This is a genomic window from Nostoc sp. UIC 10630, assembly GCF_010747425.1.
In the GTDB taxonomy this organism is placed as follows: Bacteria; Cyanobacteriota; Cyanobacteriia; order Cyanobacteriales; family Nostocaceae; genus Nostoc.
This window is the reverse complement of the sequence record NZ_JAAGOG010000155.1, coordinates 1-20,257: the sequence shown is the minus strand read 5'-3', so window position 1 is coordinate 20,257 and position 20,257 is coordinate 1. Positions and strand designations below refer to the sequence as shown.

The following is a 20,257-nucleotide window of genomic DNA, read 5'->3' as shown; positions in this document are numbered from 1 at the left end:
CCCCTGCTCCCTGCTCCCCACTCCCCTCTCCTCTCCCCTTTTCCCTCAATTCTTGCCAGAAGTTGACTGCAATTATTCCAGATAGAGAAATCACCATAATTGCGATCGCCCAAAACCACGCCTCATTCATTGCTCCCGCTTCCACAGCAAAATAAATCGCCATTGGGATTGTCTGCGTTTGTCCGGGAATATTACCAGCTAGCATCAATGTTGCGCCGAATTCTCCCAAAGCACGCGCAAAAGCGAGCATTGTGGCAGCGACAATGCCAGGTAGTGCTAGAGGTAAACTGATACGCCAAAAGATTGTAGCTTCGGTTGCACCAAGGGTTCTAGCTACTCGCAGTAAGTTGCCATCTATTTGTTCAAAGGCTCCCAGTGCAGTTTTATACATTAAAGGGAAAGATACTACGGTAGCTGCGATCGCAGCACCATACCAAGTAAAGACAATGGTGAAGTCAAAAGACTCCATAAGTTTCCCTACAGGGCCATTTTTGCCAAAAAATAGCAGCAACAAGAAGCCTACAACTGTGGGCGGTAAAATCAGTGGCGCAATAAAGATACCCTCAATCAATGATTTACCTTTGCCACGATATCCCAGCATCCAGTAGGCAGCAGCAATACCCAAGAAAAAAGTGATAAATGTGGCAAGTAATGAAGTTTTGAGTGATATCCAAAGGGGCGATAAATCCAATGGCATAGTTGCGTGGGGAAGAGTTAGCTCAATTAATCCCTAATTTACCAACTTTAACCTCTAAAAGTTGGTAAAGCTTGATCAATTAGATTACGAACAATGAAGAAAATCTGAAAAACAGAATACTCATATTGGAGAAAGAATATGTTAAGACTCACGCAACTGGCAGATGTATTTTCTGTTATGGGATAGCAAAGGCAGAGACACCGCCCTGAAAAACCTCTACGAAAAAGATATGACATTTGCGTAAGTCCTAAGAAAAATAGCAAAAGAGATTATTTATGGCTGCTATCTACGGCACTTCTGGTAATGACAATTTAAACGGTACTGAATCCGCTGACATCTCCATTTTTGGTTATGCAGGCAACGATAATATTAATGGCAAAGGCGGAGACGACATCATCGATGCTGGAGAGGGAAATGATTTGGTTTCCGGCGGCAATGGTAAGGACACTATCCTGGGTCGCGGAGGCAAAGATACTCTCTACGGAGACGATGGCAATGATGTTATTTTTGGTGAAGCAGGCGATGACTTTATATGGGGTGGAGCAGGCACAGATATTTTACTTGGCGGAACAGGCAATGATACTTACCTGATTTCTGCACAAACAGGTGATACGGCTGACACTATTACTGAATATACTAACGAGGGAACTGATACGGTTCTATCCTATTCTAGCTACACTCTAGGGGCAAACCTGGAGAATTTAACATTGTTGTATGCAAATACTGCTTACTATGGCATTGGCAACAACCTCAACAATGAGATTACAGGAAATGAATACTCAAATTTCCTGAGTGGTTTGGGAGGAAACGATTCCCTTCAAGGTAAAGGTGGGAATGATTATATTTACGGTGGTGATGGCATCGATAACCTGATCGGTGGAACTGGTAATGACTCACTTTATGGTGGGATAGGTGGTGATGTACTCTTCGGCGACGAAATCACCAATGGTAGCGGTACTCCCGGAGGTAATGACTATTTGAGTGGTGAAGATGGTAACGATCTGCTCTACGGTGGAGGTGGCAATGACACACTCATTGGTGGTGCAGGCAATGATTTCTTCAGTGGCTATGGCGGTAGTAGCGGCGAAATCGACAGGTATACTGGCGGTACTGGGGCGGATACATTTAGCCTTGGTTTTAATGGATCTTTTAGCACCAACATTGATTATTTAGGCAGTGGATATGCCTTAATCACAGACTTCCAGCGATCGGAAGGTGACAAGATTAGGATTGGTAGTAGTATCAATAGCTACGGTCTTACAATAACCAATTTCAGCGGTGCGGCAGCTTTAGATACCCTCATCTACAGAAATGGCGATTTAATTGCTGTTGTGCAAGATACTACAAACGTATCTACCGCTTTAGACTTTATTGCTTAAGTGAATCTGACTTTTCACGTCATGTACGCCAAATCTAACCCCCTAGCGCCCTTCCCTCGTAGGGAAAGGAGAAAATTCAAAGCTTCTCCATTACAAGAAGAGAGGTTTGGAGAGAGGCTTTCTAGATGGTGTGAAAAGTCAGATCCCCAACTTCTGATAATAAGTCGGGGATATTAGCGATCGCTAATTTTCACAAATCAGATAAGATTCCATTAGGGCTAATGACTACAAACTTTCACCCAATAGAAGAGTTTCTGAATTAGTCCAGTTTGGTACTGTAAGCACTAAAACCATAAGCCAAAGTTTCTTTTAAAGCATCTGATGGTTTAAGACTTCTGTTAATAGCATTAGCAAAAGGTACTGGAATTCCCTTAATAGTTTCCGGCAAAATTGCATATTCTGCCGTTGGTTCCACAATGTATTCTGGGCACTTAGTTTGTATGCCAGCAGTCATTAACATTTCATTTATTTCAGCACCAGAATATTGCTTGAGATAAACTGGATTTCTCACAAATGGGTTTAGCCTTCTGATGAAATTGTGAATAATATGAGAAGGACAAGACTTATTGTGAAAAGAATGATTAAAAACAAAAATCCCGCCAGGTTTTAGTACACGAGATATATCAGCTAACAAGCTTCTTAATTGTGCATCTGGGATATGCATAAAAACGCAGTTAGAAATTACCAAATCTATAGAATTATCTTCTAAAGGCAATATTTCAGCAGAAGTACAAATCAAGTTAAATTCAGCTTCTGGGAAAAAATTATATTCTTGTTTAACTTTGATTAACCGCCGCAATAAAGGTTCAGAAATATCAATACCATAATATTTTTCGCATTTTAGATTTTTCGCTTTCGAGAGATGTAAAGGTGCGCGGCCATAACCAGAGCCAATCTCTAGAATAGAGCCAACACTTTTATTCAATGGAAATTTATTCCAAGTACCTCCAGGTGTTCCAGTTAGTAAAGTGTAATCTTGTTTGATGGGAGAGGTATCTGCAAGTTTTTCAATTTTTTGGGAACCATAATATGTTTTACCAATTGCGTCCCATGTTTTTTTATGTTGAGTATTATTCAATTGTTCATAGTCACTAGGAAAATAAATACCATCTCGTAATTCAAAGTCATTTAAACTGAATTTTGTATTTGCTAATTGAGTCATTAGGATTATTCCTCATGAATAGTCAAGTCTGTTTTCTGTTATACTCTTAACTCAGCATTAACCGCAAGGCATTTTTACTGAACGCCATCCCAAAGAAAACCCCTATAGTAACAACCTGTCATCCGATCAGAACACAAGTTCGTATACATTAGTTGATGGACAGCAACAATCGGAGGCTGGGATGGTAGAAGGATCACAAAAAAAACGGGTGGTAGTTGTAGGTGGTGGTTGGGCTGGTTTAGGAGCAACCTACCATTTGGCAAAACAGGGCTATGATGTGACCCTTCTAGAAGCAGGCCCCTATCCAGGTGGATTGGTGGCAGGTTGGCAAACAGCCACCGGAAAATCTGTTGAAGCTGGCATTCATGGTTTTTGGTATCCTTACAAAAATATTTTTTCCTTAATTAACCAATTAGAAATTAATCCTTTTACTACTTGGACTCGTTCTTCGCAATATTCACCAGCAGGCTTGGAAGTTGAATCACCGATTTTTCAGGACTTACCGCGACTCCCATCCCCACTAGGAACTTTTCTATATACTCAGTTTAAACGATTGCCACTAATTGACCGTCTGAGCGCCCTACCTTTACTGTATGCTGTTGTTGATTTTGACAATTCTGATGATGCGTGGCGGCGCTATGACTTTGTAACTGCTAGGGAATTGTTCAAAAACTTTAATGTTTCTGCACGACTTTACCGCGAGGCTTTTGAACCAATGTTATTAGTCGGCTTGTTTGCCCCTGGTGAACAATGTTCGGCCGCAGCAACTTTAGGAATGCTTTACTTTTTTATTCTGGCTCATCAACCCGATTTTGATGTAGTTTGGTGTCGGGGAACTGTTGGAGAAAAGATATTTCGTCCTTGGGTAGAACAGATTGAAAAAGCTGGTGCGCGAGTGCTACCCAAGCGCCGAGTTACAGACTTAATTGTTGATAGTAATCATCGGGCGAAAGGTGTGGTTTGCGGTGATGAAGTAATTGAAGCAGATGCCGTAATTTTTGCAGTTGGGATTACGGGAATGAAGAAAATTGTCTCAACTAGCCCTAGTTTACAAAGTCATGAAGAATTCCGTAATTTGAGCAATTTAGGAGGGATTGATGTTTTAGCAACGCGGCTATGGTTTGACCGCAAAATTGATATTCCCCGTCCTTCTAATGCTTGTTTCGGATTCGACGCAAGTACAGGTTGGACGTTTTTTGATTTGAATGCCTTACATGATGAATATCGAGATGAGCCAGGAACGGTGATTGAAGCTGATTTTTATCATGCGAATCAGTTCCTCAGTTTGAGTGATGAGGAGATTTTAGCAATAGTTCAGGGTTATTTAGCAACTTGTGTACCTGCCTTTCAGGAAGCAAAGATCGTTGATAGTAGTGTAATTCGGCTATCTCAGGCGGTGACTCACTTTGCACCTGGTAGCTATCGTTATATGTTGCCCGCGAAGACAAGTTTTGAGAATGTGTTTATGAGTGGGGATTGGATTGTGAACCGTCATGGTTCCTGGTCACAAGAAAAGGCTTATGTTACTGGTTTGGAGGCGGCGAATTTGGTCGTGTCTTATTTAGGAGAAGGTCAGCCAGCTGAGATTTTAGCTGTAGAAGAGGATGAAGCACATATCCAAGTGGCGCGATCGCTCAACCAAACTCTACGTGACTTGGGCAAATCTATCCTACCTGACTTTTGGTTGCCTTAATCCGTAGGGGCACGAAAAGGTAATCATTAATTGTAATCGTAAATTCGGTAAGCTAAAGAAAGCTATGCTATACCATTCTTCTAATGTAAATCAAATCACATAAGCTTATGGAGCCAGACTCTTTACAAACCGAGGTGATTCTGACGCATCCGCGTGAGTCACTCGGTAAAGTGCAACTTGATTGGACACCCCAACCCGGAAATTATCTCGATTTTGAAGGTAAAACTTATGCGGTTTTAGAACGCCGCCATAAATACCAACTCAAAGCTGGGCGCTACCGTTTACATAATATTGCTATTTACGTGCAGTCGGCTAAACGACCATCTGAAAAAAGTTTGGTAGGTGGACGTTGGGTAGTTGGCGATGCCACCTGCTCCTACAATGCTCATTCAGAACTAATTCGCTGTGCAGTCAACCCAGATGGCCCTTGCGAATCTTGCCGCTTTTATGAAAAGTTAGAAGTTAAGAGCTAGGAGAGACACGATTAATCGCGTCTGTACAGGAGTTAAAAGTTATTGTCCCTCAACGACCCGCACCAAAAACTTCTCCCACAGTTAAGCGGGTACCATTAACAAAATCCCATCCCGACTGGGGACGTTTCCCAGCTAGCTGAACCTCTCGCAACAGCAATAAACCTTCCCCAGTTTGGACGATCGCTCCAATGCCTTTGGTAATGTTCACCACAGCTCCCGGTTTGTCTGATACATTTGACAAATCAGGCAATTTATGAATTAATTCTTGTAATTCTGGTGGGATGCGATAGCCTACAGAACCAAGGGGAGCCGAAGCGGTGATTTTCAACAAGTTGTTACGAAAAGTAGCCGTGCAGTTGGGATAAAAGCCTCTAATTTGATTGTGTAATTGGATCGCGCTTTTTGACCAATCCAAACCATAATCTTCTTTTTGAATCAGAGGTGCATAAGTAGCTGACAAATTATCTTGGGGTATTGGTTGAATTTCCTGGCGTTCCAACTTCAACAGAGTTTCCACTAACAAATCCCCACCGATCGCAGCTAGTCTTTCGGCTAAATCTTGAGTATTATCCAGTAATCCAATGGGTGTAGTGGCTATTTCTAGCATTGGCCCGGTATCCATCCCCACATCCATTAACATGGTTGTGATCCCCGTTTCCTTCTCACCATTATACAAACACCACTGAATCGGCGCTGCACCCCGATATTTAGGTAAAATCGAGCCATGCACATTAATACAGCCTAACTTTGGCATTTTTAAGATTTTTGACGATAAAATCTGTCCATAAGCGACAACAACAAACACATCTGCGTCTAATTCTTTGAGCTTGGTCAAAGTCTCAGTATCTTTTTTTACTTTTTCTGGTTGCCATACTGGTAAGTTGTGGGCAGTGGCGATCGCCTTTACAGGTGAAGGAGTAAGTTTATTTCCCCGTTCACGGCGTTTATCTGGTTGAGTGACAACTGCCAACACATCAAATTTTGAATGATTCAATAACTTTTCCAACGTGGGTACAGCAAACTGTGGTGTACCAAAAAATACAATTTTCATTAATAATTATTTGTTAATCGTAAGTCATTAGTTAATGGTAAATAATATCGGCTGTTTGGTGGTACAATATTTTCGTATCGAGTGAAACCAAAAGGCTGTTTTATTAACTTACATAGTTAACTTGACAAGTGTAACAGCTAGTATAAGCTGCATTGCCTTTAGGAAACCCTCATCGTTTAGTGGTGTCTCGTCACGAGCCGCTAGAGCATCTACCAAGTTAGTTTTGTTGTGTTCCCGGACGTTTACCCCAAATTTGCATTAAATGCAGTTGGGTTTGTAAAAAACTATTGCGTCTTCTAGCTATTTTGTAGTTGAGATTGCAATTTATAAATTTGGGTTGCTGACAGCAGTATTTTCTGAGTATGATTTATTATGCGTCTGCATTCCCCAGCTTTTCACGTAACACCTCACCTCTACCATTGTGAGGGTTTGCGCTGTTATATTTAGTGTGTAACCTGACTTGTTGATTGTGTACTAGCTAAAACTAGTACGATCCCCAATAATTTAAGTTATCTCATTTTTTGTTGCCAGCGTTATCGCCTCAAATATAACTTGAATATCCCTTGACTAATATCTGTTTTTAGTATTGTCGAGGATATCAACAGCAGGATTATATATCGTGTAGTAATTACTGAGTTCTCAGCGTATTTACTATACTCGCATACTTTTGCAAAAAAACATTCAGTACCTGAGTAATAAAAGGTGTAGACAATGATACTTAATTTTTATAAGACTCAGCGAACTTTGAAGGAAATATCTCGTCAAAGTTTTTAGTTTCTTGTTATACATATAATTACTGCCTGCCCCATTGCTGCATAGGTATTGCTTCTCACATAGCAACCACCCCTCTAGAGAGTCTACAAATGCTTAAACCCCTTTTGCTGTCAGGATGGTTCCGCGCGCAACCATTTCTCAATTACGTTGTCGTTGTGATACTGATCGCACCCTTGCTAGGCGCATCAGCTCACTCGTTCCCTGTAAAATCCGAAGTAGCTAAACTAACTTCGATGACTGGAGATTCTGACTCTGTATCAAAGGAAATAGCTGTAGTTGGGGAACCTGAGATAGCTGAAATATCGAAAACAGATCAAATCGACTCTTTAACAGAAAAATTTGACTCTGTACCCACACAAAGTCCTGCTGTCCAGGAACCGCAAGTATTACCATCAGATAAAATTGAGTCTTTTGCTCAAGTAGATAGTTATGGGTTAAACAACGATTTAACTGTTCCTGATACTTTGGCAACAGTTGAACTTGCACCATTAACAGATGTTCCTGTTAGTCAGCTTAATCTAGTACAAAAACTCAAAGCTGCTAATATCAAGTCTTTGAAAGGACAAGAAAAATCTCTCTCTAGAGAAAAGTCTTTTACTAAATCATTGACAGCAACTCAAATAGCACCAATTCTTAGAGAGTCACAACCAACCACAACAACAGAAATACCCGTTTCTGAACCACGTGATGAGTCCCAAGCTGAACAAATAGATCCCATAGGTAGTCCTCATCCTATTCCTTGGAAATGGATTACGGCGACTCAAGAAGCAATTGGTTCCAACGGTGGTTCTGGAGTTCGTCACTACCGTAGCGTACCCGTGGTTTCTCCAGATGGTAAATATGCTGTTTATAGCCGTGTGCAACTAGAAGTAAAACCCGAAATGTACAACAGCCGTGTTACTAGCGTTCTGTTTGTCCAAGATATGCACACGAAGAAATTGTGGGTAATGGCTTCAACTACTCCAGTTAGCGATCCTTTATTAAAAGTAAAAGCTCTAAAGGGTTCTTCGTCAGAAGAGGCTAATCCGAACGGTCAAATTGGGGTATTAGTTCCGGTTAGCTGGTCGGAAAAAGGCGATCGCTTTTTAGCACGCAAATTTGAAGGGATATTTAACACAGGCGATTCTACTGATAGTGCAGTGATTTGGGATCGGCAAAAAAATCACGCTAATATAGTTGCTCCTGCTAATGAGCAAGATGAGCATGAGAAAATTGCCGTCTTGTTAGGTTGGAGTAAAAAGCAACCGGATCATGTACTATTCCGTGCAGGTGAATTGGGTGATGAAAACTGGCCACTAATGCAAGTTGCTAATGATGGCAAGACTGTACCCACAACAGATGAAGATCAGCCGATTACTTTTGGTAAAAAGGTTACAGAGATTTGGGCAGGGCCACAAGTGGCTTACCGATAGTTTATAGAATAATTTATCTACTCCCGTTATCGTCACCGATGGACAACGGGAGATTTTTATTGGGTACTTTCTATACTCAAAACTCCTATACAATACTTCTCGGTTAAGAGGAAAAGGGAAGGGGAAAGAAAAAACCTTTAACCCAAACCCAGTACACTTTACCCAAAATCCGATTCCGAATTAAAAATGCACAAAGCGAGAAGTATTGAACTCCTATATTGACACCCACCCAAATATGTCAATATAGAAGTTTATTTAATCTAAAACTTGGGACAACTCATTACTATTGCAATAAAAATATTTAAGACTAAAACTATTAAAACTTATTTATCACCCCTTTCCCATTCAGGTATGGCCCCTTTTACCCGGCGGATGGGCAAATTAGCAATTAAAGCTGTTGTTCGTTGGTTGCTTTCTAAGGAGAACTCCAAGCCCTCTGTCTCAATTTCGACATAGCGACAGACTACATCTAGGATTTCTTTCCGCATTTTTTCCAACGTTTGAGGATCTAAATCAGCGCGATCGTGAGCAATCACCAATTGCAGGCGACGTTTAACTTGAGTTCGACTGCTATCAGGGCCGCGAGAAAAAAGTTTTTCTAGAAGTTCAATCATTACGAATAGGTCTGGCGCGGAGACTAGAAAAGTAAGTTAAACAATCTTTGTCCACAACAACCTTCGTAGACGGGCGAAGATGCTGTCTTGGGATGAGTCGATCTCCAGAAATTCGACACTTTCTCCTTCTAATCTACGAGCAATGTTCTCAAAGGCTGTGGCGGCTAAAGAGGGATTTTCCGCTAACACTAAGGGTTCGCCGCGATTGGTAGATACAATAACACGCTCGTCGTCAGGGATTACCCCGATCAGGGGAATGGCGAGAAGTTCCTGAACATCTTGCACTGACATCATATCATTTGCCTGCACCATTGCGGGTCTGATGCGGTTAATTATTAAATGAACACGCTTGATACCTTGTGCTTCAAGTAACCCCACTACCCGGTCGGCATCACGAACTGAGGAAATTTCTGGCGTGCTGACAACTAGCGCTTCTTTGGCCGGGCCGATCGCATTTTTAAACCCATTTTCAATACCGGCGGGGCTATCAATGATCACGTACTGATACTTTTGCGCTAGGGCATTGACCAGTAACTTCATCTGTTCCGGTGTGACTGCATCTTTGGAGCGATTTTGGGCTGCCGGTAGGAGTACAAGATTGGGTTGGCGTTTATCTTTCACCAAGGCTTGTTCTAAGCGACACTCTCTGGCCAAGACTTCCACCGCAGTATAGACGATGCGGTTCTCCAGCCCTAGCAGCAAATCCAAATTTCTCAGACCAAAATCCGCATCAACCAAGGCAACTTGACGACCCATTTTGGCTAAAGCCATGCCCAGATTTGCTGAAACTGTGGTTTTACCCACTCCTCCTTTACCGGAGGTAATCACTATAATGCGAGTCATGATAGAAATGCGGTCAATGAGGGTTCAGGAAATATAAAACCGTAAATTGCAGTATAAAGTATGAAGTATCGTATCAAGTATGAAGAAATATCTGGTCTCCCTGATTAGGGCGAGGATGAATATTTTTTTATTGTGATGTCTTATGACAAGCCACTCCGCGTCTTTGCTCAGTCGTGTTAAATACACTTTGCTAGGGGAAAGGCATTAGAGTAGTGTATTCCATCTACATGAAAACCGCTATATTTCATCCTTCATATTCTTCATCTTTTAAGTAAATATTCAGGGCTACTGATTGCTTTTAGTAAATTGGTTTCTAGAAAAATCACTAGCCCTAGCGATGCGAATCCCTTGGGGCATAATATGTGCCACTTCTGGAGAAAATTGCGTCGGTAATTTTTCTGGTGCCCTAGCGACAGCATCTGCGATCCGCAATTGGGTAGGTTCCATTTGCAAAGCCATTATCAGACACTCACGATTGCCTCCGGCCCCAGCATGAGCAATTCCACGTAGACGACCCCAGATGATAATATCTCCATCTGCAATTACAATACCACCTGGGTTTACATCTCCCAAGATAATTACTGTACCAGGATGACGAATTTCTACTCCAGAGCGGACTGTTGTTTCTAAATAAAGGGCATCTGCCTGGGGTGTAGCTGTAGCTTCTGACCCTGTATTCAGGGAAGTTACAGGCTGCAATTGTTCTACAGAATACCCAGATGTTACGGCTGCGATCGCAGTTTGTCGGCGACTCGTTGAGACAGAAATTAGCCGCAGTTGCACTTCACTTAAAGCCTCGGCGAGTTCTTGGAGTTGTCTGGCATCTACTAAGCGGTCTTGTGCCATTAGATGTACAGGTGTATTAGATACACGGAAGCGATCGCCTGCATTCAAACGTTGCCTGATTTGTTGCCAAATATCAGACCAACTGAGTTCTGAGGCAGATACTTGAGATTCTGGGGGCAAAATTAATAACAGTCGTCCCTCCTTACTTCTTAACTGGACTTGAGTATTATCATTTACGCGATACCCAGATATTGCTGACTCATTGGGATTTGAATCAGTCAAGATAAAATCTGATGCGACATCAGTCTTAGACTCTACATCTGAGTTAGCAGGATTTGGCTCTACATCTGAGTTAGCAGGATTAGACTCTAAGTCTGGGTTAGCAGGATTAGACTCTACATCCCCAACGACAGTATTTGATTTTAAATAAAGGAGGACGGATCTTAACTCCGCATCAGGGGGGATAGGATCTGACTCTACATCAGAAATAGTAGGATTTACCTCTACCTCCGAAAGGATAGAGTTTGATTCTGCATTAGGAAGTGCAGAATTTGACTTGAGATTGGGAATTGCAGAATCAGAAGTCATGCAGTACTAGCCAAAAGACAAGGGACACTCCGAATCATTACCAATATTAGATCAGTTGGAAAATCTAACAACATGATCAGACCAGAAAGTGCGGAGCATAGATTACTCCCTTTCCGCCATAAGATTACTTGTATCTTCACTTTGCGTTCATTGCCATACCCTGTGGGTACTTCCTTAGCCGCATCTACGTAAAAAATTATCTTCTAGCAGAAAGGCAGTAGTTCGGAATTATCATCATCTTCACTCAACACTCAAGATTGTTTAGTCAACCTCTGATAAATTGTCCCCAAGGCATCAGCATCACCAACGTTACCTGGAAACAGCACTACAGGCAAATCAGGAAACTGGGGATGATCGGATGGGGTTAACACCATTGAACAACCAGCTAAAATTTGACCGAGTAAACGGGCTGAAGTTAAGGTTAGTCCAGTACTCAAGACATCGTTTGAGGTAATGCCACCCTTGCTGATTAAGAATCCTATATCAGATGGTAAACCCCGCACAATATCCATCAATAAACTTGAAACTTTTGCCCCAAACTCTAATCGGGTGTTGACATCTTTAAAACTCAGTTCCTGACGGCTAGTATAAACTACTGGTGTTTTACCCGCTTCATGTGCCGCCTGTGTACTTTCTTTGATTTCAGTTAGCAGAACCGCAGATTGATTTGCATCATCAAGTAATCGTGCGACATTTACTTCAATTCCCACGGTTCCTTCTACTTGCAATAGCGCCTCTAACTGCTGGGTAGTCTTTTTCACATGGGAACCAACAATTACCGCACCTGGTTTGCCTTGGCGCACGTATTGCGCCATGTTTTCGGCAGCAATGGGTTGGGGTGGTAAAGCGGCTAAAGCCGTTAAAATACTTGCGCCACTACGAAACAGAAAACGTTTCCCTTGACTTGCTGCTGCTAATATATCTACTGCAAAGCGGTTGAGATCATCTTGAGTTTCACCATCGACAACAGCGCACTGATTACCACTCAGTTGTAACAAGCGTTCTAAACTACCAGCGCGAATATCAGCTAAGAGAAACCTTTCTACAGCTTCAGCACTAATTCGTCCTTGAGTCTTTTCTTCAACATACTTGGGCAGGTAACTGTGATGGTAGCTGAAGACTGAATCACGGGCAAATTCGGTTTCATGGACTGGGGTGGGGACACCAGCAATCATCAAGTAATGCACGCTGTCGCGGGTGATGCGTCCACCCTCAAAAAATGCTGGGACAAGAAAATGAGCATCAAAAGGGCCGAGTTCTTGTGCGATCGCATCAGTTTCGATGGGATAATGCCCCCGCAAAGTAGAATCAGAACGGCTGACAATCAAAAAATCGTCAATTCCTTCAGCATTCAAAGCGATTTTCAGATTTTGGCAAACTTCTTTAGTGACAGATGTAGCTGACTCTGGCGTTAGCGATCTAGTGTTAGTCAGGACAAAAAAAATCGGCGAAGCGTCCTGTAACCCACTGCGTAAAGTGTCCACATCCCAGTGCATTAGCAGCAAGCAGCTGTGGACTGTTTGAGAACCTGTAGGGTCATCATCCAGGACAATTATTTTTGGTTTGTTGCTCATTTAGGTCAACGGGGCGATTGTTTTGTGGGAAAGTATTGGGCGACTAGAAGTCGCTACTACACAAGCAAAGTCCACCTCCGTGGACTAATGCAAAATCAATGGTTTTATAACCTGCGGAGGCAGGTTTTGTCTGTGTAGCCGCGACTTTTAGTCGCCCAAGGTTGACAAACATCCACTTAGCCTTTGTGCAATTTTCTGATTTCTGCTTGCACATCGATCGCAATTTGCAATGATTGATTGAGTAGTTGAGCATATTCGCCTGCTTGACTACTAACTTGTAAAGCTTGCAGACTGGCTAAATTATTCACAAATAACTCTTGGTTATTAGCAAGCAATTTTTTATTATCTCGCAAAATTCGTTCCGTTTTCAGAGCGCGAACTAAATCTTCTCTAATTAGTTGCAGGGCGGCGGTGACTTTATCTCGGTCATGGATACTGCTTTCTACGTTTCCTGATGCTGCCAATTGGTCATTAATATCGATGGCAGCAACCAGGTCATGATATTTATCAACTTCGTCTAAAAGTATTGTCAGTCCTTCAGGACAGGTTAATTGTCGCCATAGCCATCGCCCCACTAATATCGGCATTGGCACTAAAATTAGTAAAAGAATTCCTAGTCGAATAGAAGAACCAATAGTTGGCAGAATAATAAACGCATAAACAAAGCCCACAATTATGGGCGTTAGCGCCAGCGTCACCAGCATTTCATTGATAAAAAACCCTAATCGCTTTTTGCCATCTCGCAGAACAGAAGGTCTAAAAACGTCTTCTGGATCGAATCCAGTCAAACGTCTTAGTTCCCCCTTACTAATTTCCAAGCCTATTAAGTCCGGCTGCACGGCTGCATACTCCTATGGAAACCCAAGTTGCGTATTCATTTTAATCGGGTTTACCGTGATGATTGTGGTTATATTCGGGAAACCAGTTTTCATCTAAGATTTGTTCTAAAGAGCCAATGGGCATAGAGGAGAATATGTCAAGTGGGAGTTGAGAGCGATCGCTTGCTTCTGTTCTTGCGTCTTGATAACATTCATCAAATATTTCTAAGATGTAAGGTTTTAAGCTAGGACTATCTTTTAGAGCTTTTTTAATGTCTCTACGAAAAGTCCTGATTTCCCCTTTCCAATTTCCTAGATTACGTTCTCGCTCTTCATTCCAACACTTGAGTTTTAGTAGATGTTGAAGAAGCTTAATTAATAAACTTTCAATTGCTCGCTTCTCCCTTCTACTCATAGTTTCTAATTCTTCTAACAAATTATCTAAATCAACAGCAGAAAACTGTCCAGCGCGAAGTTGGTTTATAGTTGTCCTCAGCCAGAGGTAATAATCTTCGTCGTATAAGGTTTGAGTTGCTGATTGGATTATTGGTTTTACCATAGACTAGCCCAACTCCTACTATTTTTTTAATTTAGCCAGATCGACTGAGGGTAAACGCCAACTCAGTATGACTTGTACTTGTCCATCAGGCAAAGCTGACATTTCCCATGCACCATCTGGTGGAATTTCAGAGGCGTAGGCATAGCCCACCGCAGTCCATCTTACTGCCATAGCCACTCTTTGGGCGTTCACAGGTCGTATGGTTGATGATTGAGCCGTATTCTTGGGCTGCTAACGCTACATACTCAGTATCCATCATGCTGAGGTTATGAATTTCAGTTAGGTTGCAATAGCGGAAATATTCCTTAAGTCTAAACTAAAGCTTACTGAAAGAATGAGGTTTTAATTTAGCAATTCATTGAGAATATACGAGTTCTCATTCATTAACCTCCAAATTTTCAGCCCTATAAATCTCTAATTAACAAGGAGAAATAAAATGGCTAGAACTAAAGCTAATAAAGATAAAGCAACAGACATTTTGGCATTAATTGAAGCAGAGCATCGTCAAGTGGAGAAGCTTTTTGCAGAAGCAGAGAAATCTAAGGGTGCAAAATTAGTTGAGCAATTCAATCAAATCTATGTAGCGGTCATCTTACATGCAAGAACTGAAGAATTAGTTTTCTACCCAGCTTTGCGAGAATACGAAGAAACTGAACAATATGTTGAAGAAGCTGAAGAAGAACACGAAGAAGTTTCAGTGATTTTAGAAGAGATTAAGGCACTTAAACCTAGCGATCCTGAGTTTAAAGAAAAAATGCTCGAATTGAAGGAGACATTTGAGCATCATGTAGAAGAAGAAGAAAGCGAAATTTTTAATGCTGTGCGCGAATGTATGAGTGATAAGGAGTTAACTGAATTGGGTCAAGAGTTTCAGGAAACTAAAGATAAGTTGGTGTCAAATGTAGAAGCTGCATTAGCAATGTAGGAACGTATTTTTTTCTCAGTCTTTGTATAAACAATTAGCCCTAATTCAAAGGTAATTGGTGCATTAAACAAAATATTCCTTTATTCAGATAGGAGAAAAATGACTGCTACAAATAGTAAGCGCAAAATTCGTTACGCGGTTGTTGGTTTAGGTTGGTTTGCTCAAGAAGCCGCCTTACCTTCCTTTGTCCACGCCAAAAAATCAGAATTAGTGGCACTGGTTTCAGATGACCCCATTAAAAGCGAAGAACTGAGCAAAAAGTATGGAATAGAGCATACTTACTCCTATGAGGAGTATGAGGACTGTTTGGCAAGCGGCGAGATTGATGCAGTTTATATTGCGTTGCCCAATCACTTGCATTGTGACTACACTGTGCGGGCTGCTAATCAGGCAATTCATGTGTTGTGTGAAAAGCCAATGGCAGTGACAGAAGAAGAGTGTGAGGCAATGATTAAAGCTGCCAATGATAATAATGTCAAGCTGATGATTGCCTATCGCTTACATTTAGAAGAAGCCAATTTACAAGCAGTCGAAATTATCCGCTCGAAGCAAATTGGTGAACCACGTATTTTCAACTCGGTTTTTAGTCAACAAGTAGAAGAAGGCAATATTCGTTTACGAGATGTAACTGGTGGTGGCACGCTTTATGATATAGGCATTTACTGCATTAATGCTGTACGTTATCTATTTCAAGATGAACCAATTGAAGTATTTGCTGTAGCTGCCAATAAGGGAGAACAACGTTTCAGCGAAGTGGAAGAAATGACTAGTGTCACTTTGCGTTTTCCTAACGAGCGATTGGCAACATTTACCTGTAGTTTTGGAGGGGCAAATGTTTCAACCTATCAGGTTGTAGGTACTAAAGGAGATTTACGAGTAGAACCTGCCTATCCTTGGCAGGGGGAAATCAAGCATTATTTGACAATTAATGGTGAAACTCAAGAGCGTACCTTTGAGGATCATGACCAACTAGCAGCTGAATTTACCTACTTCTCTGATTGTATTCTGCAAGATAAAGACCCGGAACCATCTGGGACGGAAGGGCTGATTGATGTTTCGATCATTCAAGCACTTTATCAGTCAATTGAGATGGGTAAACCTGTGCAGATACAAACTAGCCATCGCCATCAACGTCCCACATCGACTCAAGCTATTGAACTTCCTCCTGCTGAGAAGAAGCCAGATTTAATTCACGCTGCTTCCCCTTCTGGTGAGTCGTAAATAATAACAGATATATTGTTAGGAGCGTAAAGCTAGCTGTACGCTCCTAACGGTGTATCTTGAATTAAAGTTATATTGCAGCGATCGCCATGTAATTATAGGGGCACAATATAATCTTGCACCCCTACACATCTGGTCTATTCAATTTAAAACTTTGTATCTTCCTAAATGTTAAGGATAAAGACCTCTATCAGTCAGGGCCTGGGCAACTCTACCCACCCCTAAAGTGTAAGCTGCTAATCTTAAAGAAATTTGCCGCTTATTAGATTGCTGAATCACCTTGCGATAGGCTTGCACCATCAAATGCTCCATTTCGCGGTTAACTCGCTCCTCATCCCAAAATACGTAAGAAAGACCCTGCACCCATTCCAAATAACTGACTACCACACCACCAGCATTCGCCAATATATCTGGTAGTACTGTTACACCCCGCGCTTCTAAGGCCAAGTTAGCCTCAAGAGTAACCGGCCCGTTAGCTGCTTCTGCGACAATTTGCGCTTGCACCTGATTCACATTTTCTTCAGTGATCTGGTTTTCTAAAGCTGCTGGTATTAAGACATCGCAGGGTAAAGTCAATAAATCTGCATTGCTAATTGGTACAGATTGGGGGAAACCTACAATACTCTTGCGATTTTCAGCAGCGTAGATTTTCAACGCGGGAATATCAAGACCAGCTTCGGAAAATATTCCTCCAGCACCTGTTGAAACAGCGATAATTTTCGCGCCTGCTTGATGGAGTAATTCAGCTGCGGCACCACCGACATTACCAAAACCTTGAATAGCTACTCGCACTCCTACTAAGGATTTACCTTGATCTGCTAGCGCCTCACGCACAATAATCATTGTGCCACGTCCAGTTGCCATTTCTCGCCCTAGAGAACCACCAATGGAAAGCGGTTTACCAGTCACAACGCCTGGTACAGCATTACCGACATTCACAGAGTAAGTATCCATCATCCAAGCCATTTCACGAGCAGAAGTGCCCATGTCTGGCGCAGGAATATCTACGGAAGGCCCAATATCTTTAATTAACTCACTGATATAACGGCGGCTAATTCGCTCTAATTCGCCAACACTGTAACGTTTTGGATCTATGGCAATGCCACCCTTACCACCACCATAAGGAATACCTAACAATGCACATTTCCAGGTCATCAGCATTGCCAAAGCCGATACTTCGCGCAATGTCACTGCCGGATGATAACGAATTCCGCCCTTGTAGGGACCTAAGACATCGCAGTGCTGTACCCGGTGTCCAGCAAGAACCTGTATTTCCCCGTCATCTAGTTTCACGGGAATGGAAACTGTGACAACCTTACGCGGATGGCTGAGGATTTCCAGCAAACCCTGATTTAAATTTAGTTCTTTAGCTGCCGCTTCTAAGTAGCTACAGGCTTGGTCAAATGGGCATATATGCGCTGGAGAAGCGGGTTCTAGCGGTAGTAGTGATTTTGAAATCATAAAATTTTCTCCTAATCACGGTATCTTTACGAACCGGATATCATTCTGTAACTAGCTTATCCTTTTTTTGAGAAAAATAGGAATTTTGTAGTTTTTGTTACAGTTTTATATTTTATATTGTGCTGTAGGTACAAAGTACTATGGGGACTTAGCTAACGCGATCACGACATTCTGTCCACCAAAGCCAAAACTCAAACATAAAACCTGCCTAATTCTACTTAGACGTGCTGCTGTAACGATTTCTAAATCAAACTCTGGCTGCTGCAAGCCTACACAAGGCGGTAATATTTGATGCTTTAATGCCATGAGAGAAAAAGCTACGCCTAATGCTCCTGATGCTCCTAATGTATGACCTGTGCTTCCTTTGGTCGAACTAACTGCCACGCCTTGGGGAAACAAACGCTGGATTACCATACTCTCCATCTGGTCATTTAGCTGGGTTGCTGTACCATGAGCGTGAATGTAATCAATATCGCTTGGTGATAGACAACTGCGTTCTAGACATTGTTTGATAGCTGCGATCGCACTTTTCCCTTCAGGTTCCGGTGAATTACTATGATATGCGTCGTTAGTTAAGCCGAAACCGAGAATTTCACCATACACTTTTGCTTGACGCTGTTTTGCCAACTCTGCGGATTCTAAGACAAACACAGCCGCACCTTCGCCCAAAACTAACCCTTCTCGCTGCAAATCGAAGGGATAAGCCCCAGTTTTTGCCAAAGCACCCATCTGCTGAAACCCAGCTAAAGTTAGGGGTGTAATTGGTGCTTCCACTGCGCCTGCGATCGCCTGTTGGCATTGCCCAGTTTGTATAAGTAAGGCTGCTTGGGCGATAGACCAAATTCCAGTTGCACAAGCTGCCATCGGTGCCAAAACCATACCTGTTGCACCGATTTGTCTTGCAGCTGCGATCGCATTGATATGAGGTAATATCTCTAACCAATTTCCAAAATCAGAAACGGGCAAATTTTCCGCATCTTTATACATTTGCCGCACCAACATCTCCCAAGATGCTTGATAAGAGCGGCTCGATCCAATGACGACAGCACAATCAGCTAAAGGTGCAACTAACCCAGCATCTCGCAAAGCAGAAGTAACAACCATTTGAGTTAACATTGCCAACTCAGATGGTTGTTGAGCAATTAAACCTAGAGGAAGTGGTTTTATTTCTGGAAATGGCTGATGTAACCTAATTCCAGATTTACCTGCTAGCAAATTTTGCCAGCTATCCTCTAAACTTCCACCCAAGGCGGAAACTAGACCAATACCAGTGACAAGAACTTTCACTAAATTTAGGAGTTAGGAGTTAAAAGTTAGGAGTTAGTAATTATTCTCCCCTGCTCTCTTCCTCTTACTGTCCTGGTGTTTTCAGATTTTCAGCCCCTTGGGTGACTTTAGCAGAGTCAATGCGATCGCCTTGCTGAATTTTGTTCACTACATCCAAGCCTTGAGTGACATTGCCAAACACGGCGTAGTTACCATCCAAGAAGGCTAGATCCGCCAAAGCAAAGTAAAACTGAGCTGAAGCCGAATCTGGTGCTTGCGATCGCGCCATCGCTACTGCACCCTGTTTATGGGGCAATACGACGGGTTGAGCAGTAGCATCAAATGGTTTGTTGTAAAGCGGAGTATCCGAACCTTTCGGCTTAACTTCTAAAGGTATATAGCGAGCATTTCCCGTTTTTGGGTCAATATAGCTACCGGTTCCCAGCTGATCTGCTGGAACTTTCGGGTCTTTGCTTTGGGGATCGCCCCCTTGAACTACAAACGGTTGGGGTTCGCGTACAACTCGATGGAAAGCTAAACCATCGTAAACACCCTTTTGAACTAAATCTACGAAGTTACCAGCTGTAATGGGGGCATCAGTGCCGTCTACTTCGATAGTAATGGGCGAACCTTTAACCGTTATTACCACAGTAGCCTTGCCTTCAAGACGTGGTAAACCAGTGGTTCCAGGAATATTCTCACTACTAGTTTGAGATACAGATGTTGCTTCAGTAGTCGTCTGGGTAGTCGAGGTAGCTGTCGAGGTTGGAGAAGAGGTATTAGAAGCTACCTGCTGTGTTGAACATCCTCCAAGCATCACAGCACTGATAAGCACAAAAGAAAGCAAAAATTGTGAAATTTTTAACCGCATTGCCAGTTACTGATTTAACCAGAGTATCTTATCGTTTCAAGAGGGAATGGGGAATGGGGAATGGGGAATGGGGAAAAGTTACAGTAAGTC

General features: G+C 42.2%; 19 protein-coding genes. 6 read left to right on the top strand and 13 right to left on the bottom strand.

What is annotated here, in order from left to right:
• The coding region (modB, locus tag G1O98_RS27735) for a molybdate ABC transporter permease subunit (RefSeq protein ID WP_163934815.1) at nucleotides 1–697 on the bottom strand (697 nt) is incomplete at its 3' end.
• Between the two features lie 275 nt (nucleotides 698–972).
• Between modB and G1O98_RS27730 the strand changes: the two genes are divergently transcribed.
• Nucleotides 973–2,076, top strand: a complete 1,104-nt coding sequence (locus tag G1O98_RS27730) for a calcium-binding protein (protein ID WP_163934812.1) — start codon at nucleotides 973–975, stop codon at nucleotides 2,074–2,076.
• 259 nt (nucleotides 2,077–2,335) lie between these two features.
• Here the strand turns inward: G1O98_RS27730 and G1O98_RS27725 are convergent, their stop codons facing one another.
• Nucleotides 2,336–3,238 (bottom strand): class I SAM-dependent methyltransferase, encoded by a 903-nt coding sequence (locus tag G1O98_RS27725; RefSeq protein ID WP_163934810.1) that lies wholly within the window; start codon nucleotides 3,236–3,238, stop codon nucleotides 2,336–2,338.
• Between the two features lie 181 nt (nucleotides 3,239–3,419).
• Between G1O98_RS27725 and G1O98_RS27720 the strand changes: the two genes are divergently transcribed.
• On the top strand, nucleotides 3,420–4,931 hold the full coding sequence (locus G1O98_RS27720; protein ID WP_163934807.1) for an FAD-dependent oxidoreductase: 1,512 nt from the start codon (nucleotides 3,420–3,422) through the stop codon (nucleotides 4,929–4,931).
• A gap of 107 nt (nucleotides 4,932–5,038) precedes the next feature.
• Entirely contained in the window at nucleotides 5,039–5,404 is a 366-nt protein-coding gene (locus G1O98_RS27715) for a DUF6464 family protein (RefSeq protein ID WP_114081723.1), read from the top strand.
• 49 nt (nucleotides 5,405–5,453) lie between these two features.
• Here the strand turns inward: G1O98_RS27715 and fmt are convergent, their stop codons facing one another.
• The gene (gene fmt, locus G1O98_RS27710) at nucleotides 5,454–6,455 is read right to left on the bottom strand and encodes a methionyl-tRNA formyltransferase (protein WP_163934804.1); all 1,002 of its coding nucleotides are present in this window, start codon (nucleotides 6,453–6,455) and stop codon (nucleotides 5,454–5,456) included.
• An 863-nt stretch (nucleotides 6,456–7,318) separates the two neighbouring features.
• Here fmt and G1O98_RS27705 point away from each other — a divergent pair.
• Nucleotides 7,319–8,641, top strand: a complete 1,323-nt coding sequence (locus tag G1O98_RS27705) for a hypothetical protein (protein ID WP_163934801.1) — start codon at nucleotides 7,319–7,321, stop codon at nucleotides 8,639–8,641.
• A gap of 323 nt (nucleotides 8,642–8,964) precedes the next feature.
• Here the strand turns inward: G1O98_RS27705 and minE are convergent, their stop codons facing one another.
• The 7 genes from minE to G1O98_RS27670 form a co-directional block, all read right to left on the bottom strand.
• On the bottom strand, nucleotides 8,965–9,255 hold the full coding sequence (minE, locus tag G1O98_RS27700; RefSeq protein ID WP_012410010.1) for a cell division topological specificity factor MinE: 291 nt from the start codon (nucleotides 9,253–9,255) through the stop codon (nucleotides 8,965–8,967).
• A gap of 36 nt (nucleotides 9,256–9,291) precedes the next feature.
• Nucleotides 9,292–10,098: a septum site-determining protein MinD gene (gene minD, locus G1O98_RS27695; RefSeq protein ID WP_012410009.1), complete on the bottom strand. Its 807-nt coding sequence runs from the start codon at nucleotides 10,096–10,098 to the stop codon at nucleotides 9,292–9,294.
• Between the two features lie 285 nt (nucleotides 10,099–10,383).
• Nucleotides 10,384–11,472, bottom strand: coding sequence for a septum site-determining protein MinC (gene minC, locus G1O98_RS27690; RefSeq protein WP_163934798.1), 1,089 nt, complete (start codon nucleotides 11,470–11,472; stop codon nucleotides 10,384–10,386).
• A 251-nt stretch (nucleotides 11,473–11,723) separates the two neighbouring features.
• Nucleotides 11,724–13,046 carry a four-carbon acid sugar kinase family protein gene (locus G1O98_RS27685; protein ID WP_163934796.1) on the bottom strand — a complete coding sequence of 441 codons (1,323 nt, stop codon included), beginning with the start codon at nucleotides 13,044–13,046 and terminating at the stop codon, nucleotides 11,724–11,726.
• 176 nt (nucleotides 13,047–13,222) lie between these two features.
• Complete coding sequence (locus G1O98_RS27680; RefSeq protein ID WP_012410006.1) at nucleotides 13,223–13,885, bottom strand: hypothetical protein; 663 nt, start codon at nucleotides 13,883–13,885, stop codon at nucleotides 13,223–13,225.
• A gap of 40 nt (nucleotides 13,886–13,925) precedes the next feature.
• Complete coding sequence (locus G1O98_RS27675; RefSeq protein ID WP_163934792.1) at nucleotides 13,926–14,423, bottom strand: DUF29 domain-containing protein; 498 nt, start codon at nucleotides 14,421–14,423, stop codon at nucleotides 13,926–13,928.
• 18 nt (nucleotides 14,424–14,441) lie between these two features.
• On the bottom strand, nucleotides 14,442–14,615 hold the full coding sequence (locus tag G1O98_RS27670) for a hypothetical protein (protein WP_207794516.1): 174 nt from the start codon (nucleotides 14,613–14,615) through the stop codon (nucleotides 14,442–14,444).
• A gap of 244 nt (nucleotides 14,616–14,859) precedes the next feature.
• Here G1O98_RS27670 and G1O98_RS27665 point away from each other — a divergent pair, with 244 nt between their 5' ends.
• Both G1O98_RS27665 and G1O98_RS27660 read left to right on the top strand, forming a co-directional pair.
• Nucleotides 14,860–15,348: a hemerythrin domain-containing protein gene (locus tag G1O98_RS27665; protein WP_163934786.1), complete on the top strand. Its 489-nt coding sequence runs from the start codon at nucleotides 14,860–14,862 to the stop codon at nucleotides 15,346–15,348.
• A 99-nt stretch (nucleotides 15,349–15,447) separates the two neighbouring features.
• On the top strand, nucleotides 15,448–16,569 hold the full coding sequence (locus tag G1O98_RS27660) for a Gfo/Idh/MocA family oxidoreductase (protein ID WP_163934783.1): 1,122 nt from the start codon (nucleotides 15,448–15,450) through the stop codon (nucleotides 16,567–16,569).
• Nucleotides 16,570–16,740: 171 nt separating this feature from the next.
• Here G1O98_RS27660 and G1O98_RS27655 read toward each other — a convergent pair whose 3' ends face one another.
• From G1O98_RS27655 to G1O98_RS27645, 3 genes are all read right to left on the bottom strand, one after another.
• Nucleotides 16,741–18,030 (bottom strand): Glu/Leu/Phe/Val dehydrogenase, encoded by a 1,290-nt coding sequence (locus G1O98_RS27655; RefSeq protein ID WP_163934781.1) that lies wholly within the window; start codon nucleotides 18,028–18,030, stop codon nucleotides 16,741–16,743.
• 138 nt (nucleotides 18,031–18,168) lie between these two features.
• On the bottom strand, nucleotides 18,169–19,317 hold the full coding sequence (locus tag G1O98_RS27650; protein WP_163934778.1) for a beta-ketoacyl-ACP synthase: 1,149 nt from the start codon (nucleotides 19,315–19,317) through the stop codon (nucleotides 18,169–18,171).
• A gap of 64 nt (nucleotides 19,318–19,381) precedes the next feature.
• Nucleotides 19,382–20,167, bottom strand: a complete 786-nt coding sequence (locus G1O98_RS27645) for a peptidylprolyl isomerase (protein WP_163934775.1) — start codon at nucleotides 20,165–20,167, stop codon at nucleotides 19,382–19,384.
• Nucleotides 20,168–20,257 lie beyond the last annotated feature (90 nt).

Bases quoted from the DNA above. Each gene is read 5' to 3' on its own strand.
- G1O98_RS27730 (WP_163934812.1), top strand. From the start codon at position 973: ATGGCTGCTATCTACGGCACTTCTGGTAATGACAATTTAAACGGTACT.
- G1O98_RS27725 (WP_163934810.1), bottom strand. From the start codon at position 3,238: ATGACTCAATTAGCAAATACAAAATTCAGTTTAAATGACTTTGAATTA.
- G1O98_RS27720 (WP_163934807.1), top strand. From the start codon at position 3,420: ATGGTAGAAGGATCACAAAAAAAACGGGTGGTAGTTGTAGGTGGTGGT.
- G1O98_RS27715 (WP_114081723.1), top strand. From the start codon at position 5,039: ATGGAGCCAGACTCTTTACAAACCGAGGTGATTCTGACGCATCCGCGT.
- fmt (WP_163934804.1), bottom strand. From the start codon at position 6,455: ATGAAAATTGTATTTTTTGGTACACCACAGTTTGCTGTACCCACGTTG.
- G1O98_RS27705 (WP_163934801.1), top strand. From the start codon at position 7,319: ATGCTTAAACCCCTTTTGCTGTCAGGATGGTTCCGCGCGCAACCATTT.
- minE (WP_012410010.1), bottom strand. From the start codon at position 9,255: ATGATTGAACTTCTAGAAAAACTTTTTTCTCGCGGCCCTGATAGCAGT.
- minD (WP_012410009.1), bottom strand. From the start codon at position 10,098: ATGACTCGCATTATAGTGATTACCTCCGGTAAAGGAGGAGTGGGTAAA.
- minC (WP_163934798.1), bottom strand. From the start codon at position 11,472: ATGACTTCTGATTCTGCAATTCCCAATCTCAAGTCAAATTCTGCACTT.
- G1O98_RS27685 (WP_163934796.1), bottom strand. From the start codon at position 13,046: ATGAGCAACAAACCAAAAATAATTGTCCTGGATGATGACCCTACAGGT.
- G1O98_RS27675 (WP_163934792.1), bottom strand. From the start codon at position 14,423: ATGGTAAAACCAATAATCCAATCAGCAACTCAAACCTTATACGACGAA.
- G1O98_RS27665 (WP_163934786.1), top strand. From the start codon at position 14,860: ATGGCTAGAACTAAAGCTAATAAAGATAAAGCAACAGACATTTTGGCA.
- G1O98_RS27660 (WP_163934783.1), top strand. From the start codon at position 15,448: ATGACTGCTACAAATAGTAAGCGCAAAATTCGTTACGCGGTTGTTGGT.
- G1O98_RS27655 (WP_163934781.1), bottom strand. From the start codon at position 18,030: ATGATTTCAAAATCACTACTACCGCTAGAACCCGCTTCTCCAGCGCAT.
- G1O98_RS27645 (WP_163934775.1), bottom strand. From the start codon at position 20,167: ATGCGGTTAAAAATTTCACAATTTTTGCTTTCTTTTGTGCTTATCAGT.